This window comes from Amorphoplanes friuliensis DSM 7358 (genome assembly GCF_000494755.1).
GTDB lineage: Bacteria > Actinomycetota > Actinomycetes > Mycobacteriales > Micromonosporaceae > Actinoplanes > Actinoplanes friuliensis.
In genome coordinates, this window is the sequence record NC_022657.1 from 8354634 (window position 1) to 8367533 (window position 12900).

The window sequence follows — 12900 nt, forward strand, 5'->3', positions numbered from 1 at the left end:
GATCAGTACGGGCAGGTCAGCCGCTCGGCGTGGGTGCCGGTGCTGACGGGTTCACGGACGGGTTCGTCGACGGTGGGACCGAGGGTCCCGTGGTCGGCGTGGCCACGCCCGCCGCCTTCTGGGCGTTCTGGAAGTTGGTCATCGCCGTGTCCAGGGCCTGCAGGGCGGTACCGTACTTGGCGAAGTCGCCCGACTGCTGGGCGGACTTGACGTCGGCGATGGCCTTGTCGAGGGCTGTCGCCGCCGTGGCCAGCTGGCCTGTCAGCGCCGGCTGCTGGCCGCCGTTGTCCGTGGGCGGTGGCTGGGTGCCGGTGTCCGGTGGATTGTTCGTCGCAGGCTGATTGCTCTTGCCCTGGGCGACGAGTTTGTCCAGGCCGTCCTTCAGGTTGTTCGCCAGCACGACGTACGTACCGCCGTCGCCGTACGACATCAGGACCTTCTGGAGCAGGGGTACGGCGTCCTGCTGGCCACTCTTCACGTAGACCGGTTCGACGTAGAGCATGCCGTCGCCGACCGGTAGTGAGATGAGGTTGCCGAACAGCACCTGGGACTGGTTGCTGTTGGACAGCAGGGTCAGCTCCGACCGTACGGTGGCGTTGTTCGTCATTCTCTGATGGACCTGGACGGGGCCCTGGATCGCGGTCTGGTCAGGAAGCTCCAGGACCTCGAGCCGGGGTTTGTTGTCCACGTAGGACCCGGAGATCAGCGCCGCGAGGTTGTCGCGGTTGTTCGGTGTCACCGCCGAGGTCAGCTGGAACCGCGTGTCGTCCTGGCCCGGCAGCTTCACGTTCAGGTAGAACGGCGGCTGCTTGACCCCGCTGTCGGGGTCGTCGGGGACGTTCGGCACCTGCCAGAAGTCCTGGCCGCTGAAGTACTCGTTGGCCGCGGTGACGTGGAAGCGGGCCAGCAGGTTGCGCTGGACCTTGAACATGTCGGCCGGGTAGCGGAAGTGCGCTGCCAGCGCCGCCGGCGTCTGCGCCTTGGGCGTGATCAGCTTGCCGCCGAACGCCTGGTTCCAGGCCTTGAGGACCGGATCCTGGTCGTCGAACTCGTACAGGGTGACCGTGCCGTCGTACGCGTCGACGGTCGCCTTCACCGAGTTGCGCATGTAGTTGATGTTGTCCCGGGCGAGTGCGACCGTGCCCCGGTTGGTGAGCTCGTCGGTCGTCTCTTCCTGCAGGTTGATCCGCTGCGCGTACGGGTACGTCGCCGCGGTCGTGTAGCCGTCGAGGATCCACTTGATCCGCCCGTCGACGACGGCCGGGTACGGGTCGCCGTCGATGGTGAGGAACGGCGCGACCTTCTCCACGCGGGAGCGGGGGTCACGCACGTACATCAGGCGGGAGTCGTTGTTGACCGCGTCGGAGAGCAGGAAGTTGCTCTCGGTGTTCTTGATCGCGAAGACCAGCCGGCGGAAGAACGAGCCGATCGGCACGCCGCCGGTGCCCTCGTAGGTGTAGCGCTCCTCGGCGTTGTTGTTGTTCGGCTGAGGGCGGTCGAACTCGGTCTTCTTGTTGGCATCGGTCTGGCCGACGATGGCGTACTCGGTGGACTGCTCGCCGAAGTAGACCCGGGGCTGGTCGACCTTGATCTCCTCGGAGGCCGAGGCGCAACCGGGCTGCTGGTCGTCGCCGAGGAAGCCGGAGACGAAGTACGGCAGACCGCCACAGACGACCTCGTTGGCGGGAGCCGCCACCATGCCGTACCCATGGGTGAAGACCGTGTGCCTGTTCAGCCAGTTCTGCTGCTGGGTGGTCAGGGCGTTGTCGTTGATCTCACGGACGCCGACCACGTAGTCCTGCGCCTGCTTGTCCGCCAGCGTGTACCGGTCGACGTCCAGCTTCGGGCCGAAGTCGTAGAAACCACGGACCTGCTGCTGCTGGGTGTACGCCTCGGAGACCAGCTGCGGGTCGATCAGCCGGACGTTCTGGGCGCTCGTGTCGGAGGCCAGCGTGGCCGGTGGCACGGTCGTCGAGGCCGCGTACGGTCTGATCTCGGTGTCGGAGAGCCCGAACGCGGCTCTCGTGGCCTCGATCGACCGGGCGATGTACGGCGCTTCCTTGTCCGCCAGGCTCGGCTGGACCTGGAAGTTCTGCACGGCGAGCGGGTAGATGCCGCCGATCGCGACCGCGGAGATGGCCAGCAGCGCCAGGGAGACGCCGGGCCAGACGAGGTTACGCATCACCGCGTTGGAGAACACGATGATCGCGATCGCCACCACGATCGAGATGTAGGCCAGGATCTCCTTGGCCGGCAGCAACGCGTTGACGTCGGTGTAACCGGCGCCGTAGAGGCCCGGTGAGACGTGCTGCTCGAGCAGCAGCGCCCGCCGGTCGAGGATGTACGCGACCGCCTTGAGCAGCACGAAGAACGCCACCAGCGTGGTCAGGTGCGCCCGCGCGGCAGCGGTCATCCGGTCGCCGACACCCTGCAGGCGCACACCACCGAAGATGTAGTGCACGGCCAGCGCGCCGAGGACGGACAGCACCACGGTGGTGAAGCCGACACCGAGCAGATAACGCCAGAGCGGGTAGTCGAAGACGTAGAAGCCGACGTCCACGTTGAACTGCGGATCCTTGACGCCGAACGGCTGGGAGTTCTGGAAGAGCATCCAGTCCTTCCAGCGGCTCTGCGCGGACAGACCGGCGAAGAAGCCGATGACCACGGAGATGACCGTGATCCAGGTGCCGAGCCGCGGCTGGATGATCATCCGGTAGCGCTCGAGCGTGGCCTGTTCGGCCGAGTGCGGCCGCAGCAGCGGCCGGAGACGGTAGGCGAGATACAGGTTCGCTGCGATCACCACGGCCATCGCAAGACCGATGGCGAGGAAGAGCAGCAGCCGGGTCACCAGTACGCCGGTGAAGACACCTGTGAAGTTGACCTCGTCGAACCACAGGTAATCGGTGTACGCGTCGATGCCCCAGCCGAGCAGCGTGAAAAGAAGGAAGACCCCGACCAGGACGCCGACGGTCACGCGACCGCGCCGGCTCATCCTCGGTAGAGGACTGTTACGCATGACCAACGTGAACCCCACAAAGTCGGACCGGTATTTCACATTACGGTGTTGCGGTGTTCCGTCTGGGGCACCTGCGCCGATTGTTACGCGTTGTTACGCGGCCGGGCAGGGCTTGGGGGTACCGCCACTGGTGAAGGTCTTCAGCGCGGTGAGTGCGTCGTCCGCGGTGGCCACCTCCGCCATCGGCAGACCCGACACGGCATTTTTCATGGCTTCGGCGCAATTGTCGGCGGGTACCAGGAAGAGCTGCGCACCCGCGTCCTTCGCGCCGACCAGCTTCTGCGGGATGCCACCGATCGGGCCGACGTTGCCCTCGTCGTCGATGGTGCCCGTACCGGCAATGATCTTGCCTCCGGTGAGGTCCTCGGGCTTGAGCTTGTCGATGATCCCCAGGGTGAACATCAGTCCGGCGCTCGGGCCGCCGATCTCGTCCAGGTCGATCTCGACCGTGAACGGGTGCGGCTGCTTCTTGTCGATGCCCACCCCGATGCGCGGCGTCGCCGACTTGCTGTCGGACCGGGTCGTGATCTTCGCGGTGGCGGGCTTGCCGGCCCGCGTGTAACCGACCGTCAGCGCCGTCCCGGCCGGTTTGGCCTGGATGAGCTGCGTGAGCTGCCCCGGGCTGGTCACCTCGACGCCGTCGACGGAGGTGATGACGTCGTCCTTCTGCAGCTGCCCGACCGACGCGCCGCCCGCGGTCACCTCGGTCACGAAGGTCTGCACCGGATAGCCCAGCTCGCGCAGCGCCACGGTGACCGCGCTGTACTGCGAGGACTTGAACTCCTCGGCGTTCTGCTCCTCGACCTGCTGCTCGCTGCGGTCCGGCGGGTAGATCAGCTCCCGCGGCACCACAGCCTGCTCGTCACTGAACCAGCCCCGGATCGCCCAGACCAGTTCCACGCTCGGCTGAACCCCTACGGTGGTCAGCCGGAGCTGACCCTGAGAGGTCGAGGTGTCCGCCTTCGTCACCTGAATGACCTCTTTGCCGTTGTCCGAGCCGAGCGTGTTGACGGTCGGTCCGGGCTTCAGCACCACGTACGGCAGGGGGAAGGCCATGACTCCGACTGCCAGCAGTGCGGTGATCAGGGCGCCGAGGATGACCGTGACACCGCGACGTCTCATGCGCGTGACCGTACCAACCGACCCTGAGTTCTCTCTGAGCTGACACCGGCATGGGGCACGAAGGCCGAATACGCGCGTACCGTTGGGGACGTGCCTGATATCCCGTTCGGCTTCAGCCTGCCGGGCGCCCAGCCGCCCGATCCCTCCGACCCGCAGCAGATGCAGCAGTTCATGAACCAGCTGCAGCAGATGTTCGCCGCGCCCGGAAGTGGCCCGGTCAACTGGGATCTGGCCCGCCAGGTGGCGGCCAGCCAGCTCAGCCAGACCGGCGATCCCGCAGTGAACATGTACGAGCACAACGCCGTCTCCGAGGCCCTGCGCCTCGCCGACCTGTGGCTCGACCCGGCGTCCGCCCTGCCTTCCGGCATCCGCGACGCGACAGCCTGGAACCGCAACGAGTGGGTCTACAACACGCTCGAGGTGTGGAAGAAACTGTGCGACCCCATCGCGGGCCGCATGGTCGGCGCCATGGGTGACCTCGTGCCCGAGGAGGCCCGCGCCCAGCTCGGCCCGATGCAGTCGATGGTCGCCACCCTCGGCGGCGCCCTCTTCGGCGGCCAGCTCGGCCAGGCGCTCGGCCAGCTCGCCGCGGAGGTCCTCTCCGCCGGCGACATCGGCCTCCCGCTCGGCCCGGCCGGCACCGCGGCCCTCGTCCCGGCCAACATCAAGGCCTACGGCGACGGCCTGGAGCTGCCCGAGGACCAGGTCAGGCTCTACGTGGCCCTGCGCGAGGCGGCCCACCAGCGCCTCTTCCAGCACGTCCCGTGGCTCCGCGCCCACGTCCTGAACGCGGTCGAGACCTACGCCAACGGCATCACGGTCAACCGCGAGGCGATCGAAGAGGCGATGAGCCGCGTCGACCCCTCCGACCCCGAGTCGATGCAGCAGATGGCCCTCGAGGGCATCTTCACCCCCGAGGACACCCCGCAGCAGAAGGCGTCCCTCGCCCGCCTCGAAACCGCCCTCGCCCTCATCGAAGGCTGGGTCGGCCACGTCGTGGACAGCGCCGCCGGCGACCGCCTCCCGTCCGTGTCAGCCCTCGGCGAGGCGTTCCGGCGCCGTCGCGCGGCGGGCGGCCCGGCCGAGCAGACGTTCGCGGCCCTGGTCGGCCTCGAGCTGCGCCCCCGCCGCCTCCGGGAGGCCGGCGCTCTCTGGGCCGCGGTCACCGAGCACCGCGGCGTCGCCGGCCGCGACGCCCTCTGGGACCACCCGGACCTCCTCCCGACGGACGAGGACTTCGCCGACCCCCAGAAATTCGCCCAGGCGAAGTCGGACTGGGACATCTCCGAACTCGAAAACCTGGGCAAGGAAGAAGACGACAAGTAACTCGGTCAGACGCGCGGCCGGAGATCGGCCGCGCGTTTGCTGTCTCCAAGAGCAAAAACCGCAAGATCCAGGGCCTGTCGTGCCTGGTTGCATGGCACTGATCGTCGCTCCCGCCGAGACCGGGCGCGGGCGGCCAATCGCCTGGCGGCTCATGAGCAGCCACCCGCACCCTGCCGGCTCCGTGCTCCAAGCCCTCGACCCACAAAACCCGCGCCGCGTGGGCCGGGTCAGCCGCCGAGGAGGGTCCGGGTGTTTTCCCAGCCTTCGAGAGCGGGGTCGAGGGTGGCGAGGTCGCCGGGGCCGCGGATGCGTCGCCAGTCGGGCGTCGACTGGACGTCACTGGGGTTGGGCGCCGGTTTGCGCAGCCCCATGGGCGTGGCCGTGTCGAGGTCGGCGTCGGGGAACCAGTCCGGCACCGGCAGACGCGCCGCAACCCCCAGCAGTCCCTCGGCACCACCCGGCGCGACCGCCACGGGCTTGGTGGTCAGGGGCCGCAGCAGCTTGCCGAGGATCATGCCGGGGACGTCGGCAGCGTCCGCCGCGATCACCGCAGCCTGGTCGAAACCGTCACCCGCAGCCGCCTTGAGCACAGGCAGCACCGTCGCCGTCGGCACGTCGTACAGGCGCATGCCCGGCCAGGCGATGGCCTCGGCCAGCGCGCGGTCCTCGGGTCTTGCGGCGATGGCCGGCTCGGCCTCGGCCAGCATCGCCAGCAGGTCGACGACGTCCTCGGCCAGCGCGGCACGCCACTTGGCCAGGTCAACTCCGGGCGGGCTCCACGTCACCGGCGTCAGCAGCGCCACCACAACTCGTCGGGTCACGCCGTAACGCTAGTCGTCGGCCAGGACCAGGCCCGTGGCCGCCGAGATGCCTTCGAGGTAACCGCGGGCCCGTTCGGCTTTGGGGTACCGGTTGACCAGCTGCCAGAACTTCGTGTTGTGGCTGGGCACGACCAGGTGTGTCAGCTCGTGCAGGAGCACGTAGTCGATCACCCAGTCCGGCATCTCCTGGATGCGGTGCGAGATGCGGATCGTGCCGTCATCAGGCGTGCAGGAGCCCCAGCGGCCGTTCTGGTTGGTGACCCAGCGGACACTCGCCGGCACGATCTCGTCGGCGTGGTCGGGTAAGTACCGCGAGATCAGGCGCCGGGCGCGGACGAGCAGTTCGCTGTCCGTACGCCTGATGCGTTCTTCCCGGGCCGCGAGGCGGGCGAGCATCCGCGCCACCCACTCGGTTTCCTCGGCGCGCGAGAACCGGTCGGGAATGAGGACGACAACACGTTCGCCCTCCCGGTACGCGGACACCGTCCGGCGACGGCGCTGGCTGCGCCGCACTTCGACGACAGGCTTGCGCGTCCTCGCCATTACCGGCTCGCGCGGCCCACAGTAGGGTTCACATTGCGACGTTAATGCGTCAGGGCCAGGTCACCGCAAGGGTACGGGAAACGACACGCACCCAAAATGTGAGCTACGTCCCTAGAAATCCGAAAATAATTTCCACGGCCGCACCAGCGCTCCTGGAATAACCCCCGCCGCCGTGTAAACGAGGCGGCCCGAACGTCCCTTTTCTGGCGTTCTGGAGGCCTTCGTCGGCGTGTCAGCACGTATCTGCCCAAAAAGAGGCATTCGGACCGGCACACTCAGGCCGTCGACGACACCGTTGGCGCTGCGCTGACATGGAAATGGCCGGAGCTGGGTAGTGACCGCCCCTGACGGGTGGCCACATTCACGTGGTCGCGGAGCGGTCCAGCGCCGAACACAGATCGCGGCCTGTCGCCGCGAGCAAGGCATAGGGCCGATCCGGCCGACAACATGACGAGGAGGAACCGTGGCCGACACCACGTACAACGGCTACTGCGTGAAGTGCAAGGAGAAGCGAGACTTCCAGGGCACTGTCGAGGTCTCCAAGACCGGCATGAACATGGCCAAGGGCAAGTGCCCGGTCTGCGGCACGACGGTCAACCGGATCCTGGGCAAGGCGAAGGCCTGACCGCGTCCGAGCACGACCGGCGGGGGCGACCACTTCTGGTCGCCCCCGCCGGCTTTTCCCCCACAATCACCCAGCCGTGTCCGTAACCAGTAACCACCTACTGACGTTGAGTGATTAGCCGGTTCTCCAACACCCCTGTGGATAACTTCGGTATTCCTGTGGATAACCCTGCTTCCGAGCGGGGCGTGCCTGTGGACAACCGATCCGCAGCGCTCACGAGTCGTGACACCGTGTCACCCCATGAGCCGTACGCCGCTGCCCCGCCCCACGCTTCTGCCGGGCCTCCCCCGCATCTGGCGCACCCCCCACACGCTGCAACTGGGCCTGGACCCACCCCGTGCCGTCCTGCTCGACCTCCCCGAGCCCAGAGCCGCCGGCCTCCTCGATCTCCTGGACGGCTCCCGCTCGGAACGCCTCGCCCTCGCCGAAGCCGCCACCTTCGGCATGCGCCCCGACGAAGCTCGCACGCTGCTCGACACCCTCCACACCGCCGGCCTGGTCGTCCCGGCCCAGAGCCTGTTCCCACCAGCCATGCCGGAACGCCTCACCGGCGAAGCCGCCGCCCTCGCCTACTCCGCGACCACAACATCCCCGGCCCGCACCCTGCGCCGCCGAGCCTCGGCCCGCGTGGTCGTCACCGGCCGAACCCGCCTCGCCCCCGCCGTGGCGGTCGCCCTGGCCACAGCCGGCATCGGCCACCTCCACCCCGACCTGACCGGCCCGGTCGAAGCCCACGAGCTCCCCGGCAGCCCCCTCACCCCCGCCGACCTGGGCCACCCCCGATCCCAAGCGACTGCATCAGCCCTCCGCCGCGCGGCCCCCACCACCGAGACCCGCCCGGTACGCCGGGGAGCAGCGTCCCTGGTGATCCACCTCGGCGAAGACCACCCCACGGCCCTGTCCGCAATCAGCCACGCCCACCGCCGCCGCCCCCTGCTGACGGCCTCGATCCGCGAGGGCAAGGTCCTGGTCGGCCCCCTGGTTCCCCCATCCACCTCCCCCTGCCTCAACTGCATCACCCTCCACCGCCGCGACCGCGAACCAACCTGGCCGCTCGACGACCCCTGGTCTTCTCCGTCAGGCCCGTTCAAGGCCGGCTCACTGCTTCTCGAGTCAGCCTCGCCGGATGCGGGAGAGGTCGGTTCGGGCATCGGGCCCGGGAGGGCAGGACCGGCAGCCGTCGTCCCACCGGAGCCGTGCGCCACGGCGACCCTGCTCGCGGCAGTGGCCTACATAACAGCCGAGGCACTGACTTTCGTGGACGGCAACACCCCGGAGACCCTCGGCGCGGAAGTCGAGATCAGCAGACCGGGCACGTTCCGCCGCCGCACCTGGTCCCCGCACCCGGCCTGCCCCTGCACCCGCCGCTCGTCGCTGCCCCGCAGACCCTGACGCTGGAGTCAGGCGGGGTGGCAGAAAGCGGACATGGCTGTTAGTGGGGGTGGGGTTCGGGACGGTGATCCATGGGACGATGATCGGACTTTTTGGCACATCGCTGCACGGACAACCTCGTCCCGGGCGGTTGAACGGCGCTGCGTCGGTCACAATGATCTGGTGACCGACATACCGCGTCGTGCGGCGTCCCGCACTGCCAAGCTTGCTGCTCTGCCTCTCGGCTTCGCCGGGCGTACGGTGCTGGGTTTTGGTAAGCGGGTGACCGGCATGGCGTCGGATGTCATCTCGGCCGACATCCAGCAGCGGACCGCCGAGCAGCTCTTCAGCGTCCTGGGGCAGCTCAAGGGCGGGGCGATGAAGTTCGGGCAGGCGCTGTCGGTGTTCGAGGCCGCCATGCCCGAGGAGATGGCCGGGCCGTACAGGCAGGCGCTGACCAAGCTGCAGGAGGCCGCGCCGCCGATGCCGGTGGCGAGTGTGCACAAGGCGCTGGCCGAGCAGCTCGGCGCGGACTGGCGGGAGAAGTTCGCCGAGTTCGACGACAGCCCGGCCGCCGCCGCGAGCATCGGCCAGGTGCACCGCGCGGTGTGGAAGCTCCCGCCGAGCCGCAAGGGCGCCAAGCCCAAGACCATGGACGTCGCGGTCAAGGTCCAATACCCGGGCGCCGGCGAGGCACTGCTGGCCGACCTGAAGCAGCTCGGCCGCCTGGCCGGCATGTTCAAGATCATTCAGCCCGGCATGGACATGAAACCGCTGCTCACCGAGCTACGCGAGCGCATCACCGAAGAGCTCGACTACGCGATGGAGGCGGAAAGCCAGACGGCGTTCGCCGCCGCATACGCGGACGACGCGGAGATCTACGTGCCGCGGGTCCTGGCGTCCGCGCCCCGCGTGCTCGTGACCGAATGGGTCGAGGGCACCCCGCTCGCCAAAATCATCACCGACGGCACCGAGGCCGAACGCGACGAGGCCGGCCGCCTGATGGCAACACTGCACTTCTCAGCGCCGGCCCGGGCCGGACTGCTCCACGCCGACCCGCACCCCGGCAACTTCCGCATCCTCCCCGACGGCCGCCTCGGCGTGATCGACTTCGGCGCCGTGGCCCGCCTGCCCGGCGGCCACCCCGAGCCCATCGGCCGCCTGGTGCGTCTCGCCCTGGACGGCGACGCCCAGGGTGTCGCCGACGGACTCCGCGAGGAAGGCTTCATCAAGCCCGACGACGTGATCGACGCCGAAGCGGTGCTGAGCTTCCTCCGCCCGATGATCGAGCCGGTCGCAGTGGACGAGTTCCGCTTCACCCGCGCCTGGATCCGAGGCGAAGCAACCCGCCTCTCCAACCCCAAATCCCCGGCGTTCCAGCTCAGCCGCAAACTCAACCTCCCCCCGTCGTACCTCCTGATCCACAGGGTGACCCTCGGCTCGATCGGCGTCCTGTGCCAGTTGGAGGCCCAAGCCCCTTACCGCGCCATCCTCCAAAAATGGCTCCCTGGCTTCGCCCCCGTCGCCTGAAGCCAACGTCGAACGCCGCACCACGGCGAAGCCCGCGCCACGCTGAAGCCCGCGCCACGCTGAAGCCCGCGCCACGCTGAAGCCCGCGCCACGCTGAAGCCCGCGCCACGCTGAAGCCCGCGCCACGCTGAAGCCCGCGCCACGCTGAAGCCCGCGCCACGCTGAAGCCCGCGCCACGCTGAAGCCCGCGCCACGCTGAAGCCCGCGTCGCGGTGAAGGCCCTTTCGGTGCCGCGCTTTGCGCGAAAAAGGGAAGGCCGAGTGCAACAAGGGGCGCCTCGTCGAGACGGCCGGCCGCGGTCAGGGCGCGCGTCGTCGCCAAAGCCGTGGTCACGGAGATGAACGCCGGTCTCGAACTCCGCATCCGGCAGCAGCGCGCTGTGCAGCGGTCCAGGCCGCGCAGCGGTCCAGGCCGCGCAGCGGTCCAGGCCGCGCAGCGGTGAAAGGCCACGCGGCGGTGAAAGGCCACGCGGCGCCGCGCTTCGCGCCAGAACGCGAAGGCCGGGTGCAACAGGTCTGCCTCATCGAAACGTTCAACTGCCATCAGGGCGCGCGTCGTCGGGCCCGACCAAGATCATGGAGATGGAACGTTGGTCTCAGACTCCGCGTCCGGTAGCAGCGCGCTGTGCAGCGGTCCAGGCGGCGGGCAGCGGTGAAGGGCCGCGCGGTGCCGCGCTTCGCGCGAGAACGGGCGAAGGCCGAGTGCGATAGAGGCTGCGAAGCTGTCCAGGCCAGGTGCGGTCGAGGCAGCGCAGGGGTCCATCTGGTGCCTTGCCGAGCATCACGCCAGAACGCGAGACCGCATGCAGTCATAGCTTTGCAGCGGTAAGGCTGCGTAGCACAAACGCCGCGTGCGGCAAGCCGCCCGGTCCACCCTCCGGGCGGTCCACGCCCTCCGGGCGGTGAAGGCCGCTCCGAGCGGTGCAGTGCCGCGCTTCCCGCGAGATCGTGAAGACCGCGTGCAGTGAAGCTGGGCAGCAAGAATCGCCGCGTGCGGCGAAGCCGCTCAGCGGTCCAGGCCACGTGCAGCCCAGCCACGTGCAGCCCAGCCACGTGCAGCCCAGCCACGTGCAATCCAGGCCATTCCGGCGGTGCAGTGCCGCGCTTCCCGCGAGATCGTGAAGACCGCGTGCAGTGAAGCTGGGCAGCGATAATCGCCGCGTGCGGCGAAGCCGCGTGCGGCGAAGCCGCGTGCGGTGAGGTCGGGCAGCGTAAGAAGCCGCGTGCGGTGGGGGGGGGGTTGGCGGGCGTAGCCCGGCGAGCGCAACCCGGCAATCACCTGGCAGGGAGCGAAGCGAACGGTCCCCGCGGGAGCGACGATCAGAACCACCGCTCACCGTGGCAAAGAAGCATTTGACCTTCAGAGCCCGGAAGCAGAAGCAAGCAGATCTCCGGGCAATCAAAAAAGGGGCCCGCCCGCGGGAAACGCGGACGGGCCCGATCGGTATTCAGTTGTCAGAGGCGTCCGCCGAGTTCACGGGCGGCCCGGTGACGGGCCTCCATCGCGATCTGGCGGGCGGGTCGGTGTGCCTCAGGGTGGTGGTCGGCCTGAGGCCGACGCATTCGTGCGCGTGAGAGTGCCTCTTGGATGAGTTTCACCTTCGTGGTTCCGTTCGGGTTCATCGACTTGGTTTCCGTCTCTGGTTAAAGGGGTGGTGGTCTCAGGCCGCGAGGCGGACCGAGTTGCGGGTCTCGAGGCCGTTCGCGGCGAGCCGCTCGTCGACCTCGACCTGGAGCTCGGCGTCACGGGCGACGTCGACCTTGCGGGGACGACCGCGGGGACGCTTGCGGGGCACTACAGCGCCACGCTCGAAGATTTCGCCTCCCCAGACGCCCCAGGGCTCGTTCCGCTCGACCGCGCCGGCGAGGCATTCGACGCGCAGCGGGCAGTCCCCGCAGAGCGACTTGGCCAGTTCCAGCTGGGCCGGGGAGTCCGAGAACCAAAGGTCCGGGTCGAACTTCCGACAGGGCAGGTTTGCCTCGATCTCGACGCTCACGTCGAGTGGGGCCAGCGCCAGACTCATAAAGCCCGGTCACCTCTCTCTTCTTCTCGATCTTCTGGATCGCGATACAGGTCGTGCACCGGCCGGTGAGCCGGCAAAAAATTAGGCCGCGGATCCCGGTTACGGGTTCCGCGGCCTCGAGGTGAGCCAGCTGGTCTGTTTAGACCGGCCTTCCTCGAGGCGGAGCACCGCTGCCACCCACCGTCATGCGCTTCTTGGCGGAGATGTCATTGCTGCCCACGAACCCAGTGGTCCCGTTGCTTCCATCGACGTCGACCAGAGTCCTGACCAGCTCGGCCTGGATCTGGACCTGGTGCGCCTGCGCAACGGGAGCCCGCTCAACTGCCAGGAGCGCCACGGGGGCGGATTCCGGCAGCCACGAGACGGACGGAGCGCAAACGGCAGCAAGCAGCGTCGACGGTCGCTCGATCGTGTAGTTGAGCTTCACCGGTGCCACCTCCTCCATTGCTTGCGCTCGAATGTTTCCTGGGCCCTGATGAACATGGTTTTAACCCGTGCTCGTCAAGGTGTGCACTGAGGCTAA

The 12900-nt window shown here is 68.4% G+C and carries 10 protein-coding genes; 4 read left to right on the forward strand and 6 right to left on the reverse strand.

All coding sequences use genetic code 11. The features are described from left to right. Nucleotides 1-16 precede the first annotated feature (16 nt). Entirely contained in the window at nucleotides 17-2992 is a 2976-nt protein-coding gene (locus AFR_RS38505) for a UPF0182 family membrane protein (RefSeq protein ID WP_041841452.1), read from the reverse strand. Between the two features lie 117 nt (nucleotides 2993-3109). Next, nucleotides 3110-4138, reverse strand: coding sequence for a YlbL family protein (locus AFR_RS38510; protein WP_023562251.1), 1029 nt, complete (start codon nucleotides 4136-4138; stop codon nucleotides 3110-3112). Between the two features lie 90 nt (nucleotides 4139-4228). On the opposite strand from AFR_RS38510, the gene AFR_RS38515 reads away from it, so the two are divergent. Then, the gene (locus AFR_RS38515) at nucleotides 4229-5464 is read left to right on the forward strand and encodes a zinc-dependent metalloprotease (protein WP_023562252.1); all 1236 of its coding nucleotides are present in this window, start codon (nucleotides 4229-4231) and stop codon (nucleotides 5462-5464) included. A gap of 227 nt (nucleotides 5465-5691) precedes the next feature. Here the strand turns inward: AFR_RS38515 and AFR_RS38520 are convergent, their stop codons facing one another. Further along, the gene (locus AFR_RS38520) at nucleotides 5692-6285 is read right to left on the reverse strand and encodes a hypothetical protein (RefSeq protein WP_041841453.1); all 594 of its coding nucleotides are present in this window, start codon (nucleotides 6283-6285) and stop codon (nucleotides 5692-5694) included. A 9-nt stretch (nucleotides 6286-6294) separates the two neighbouring features. Next, on the reverse strand, nucleotides 6295-6828 hold the full coding sequence (locus tag AFR_RS38525) for a M48 metallopeptidase family protein (RefSeq protein WP_041841454.1): 534 nt from the start codon (nucleotides 6826-6828) through the stop codon (nucleotides 6295-6297). Between the two features lie 463 nt (nucleotides 6829-7291). Between AFR_RS38525 and AFR_RS47195 the strand changes: the two genes are divergently transcribed. The 3 genes from AFR_RS47195 (at nucleotide 7292) to AFR_RS38535 (ending at nucleotide 10354) form a co-directional block, all read left to right on the forward strand. Further along, nucleotides 7292-7453, forward strand: a complete 162-nt coding sequence (locus AFR_RS47195) for a DUF5679 domain-containing protein (RefSeq protein WP_023562255.1) — start codon at nucleotides 7292-7294, stop codon at nucleotides 7451-7453. A gap of 240 nt (nucleotides 7454-7693) precedes the next feature. Then, nucleotides 7694-8845, forward strand: coding sequence for a hypothetical protein (locus AFR_RS38530; protein WP_023562256.1), 1152 nt, complete (start codon nucleotides 7694-7696; stop codon nucleotides 8843-8845). Nucleotides 8846-9007: 162 nt separating this feature from the next. Next, nucleotides 9008-10354, forward strand: a complete 1347-nt coding sequence (locus AFR_RS38535) for an ABC1 kinase family protein (RefSeq protein ID WP_023562257.1) — start codon at nucleotides 9008-9010, stop codon at nucleotides 10352-10354. Between the two features lie 1660 nt (nucleotides 10355-12014). On the opposite strand, the gene AFR_RS38540 is transcribed toward AFR_RS38535, so the two are convergent. Further along, entirely contained in the window at nucleotides 12015-12377 is a 363-nt protein-coding gene (locus tag AFR_RS38540) for a WhiB family transcriptional regulator (protein WP_023562258.1), read from the reverse strand. A gap of 139 nt (nucleotides 12378-12516) precedes the next feature. Next, entirely contained in the window at nucleotides 12517-12804 is a 288-nt protein-coding gene (locus tag AFR_RS38545; RefSeq protein WP_148308193.1) for a hypothetical protein, read from the reverse strand. Nucleotides 12805-12900: the final 96 nt, after the last annotated feature.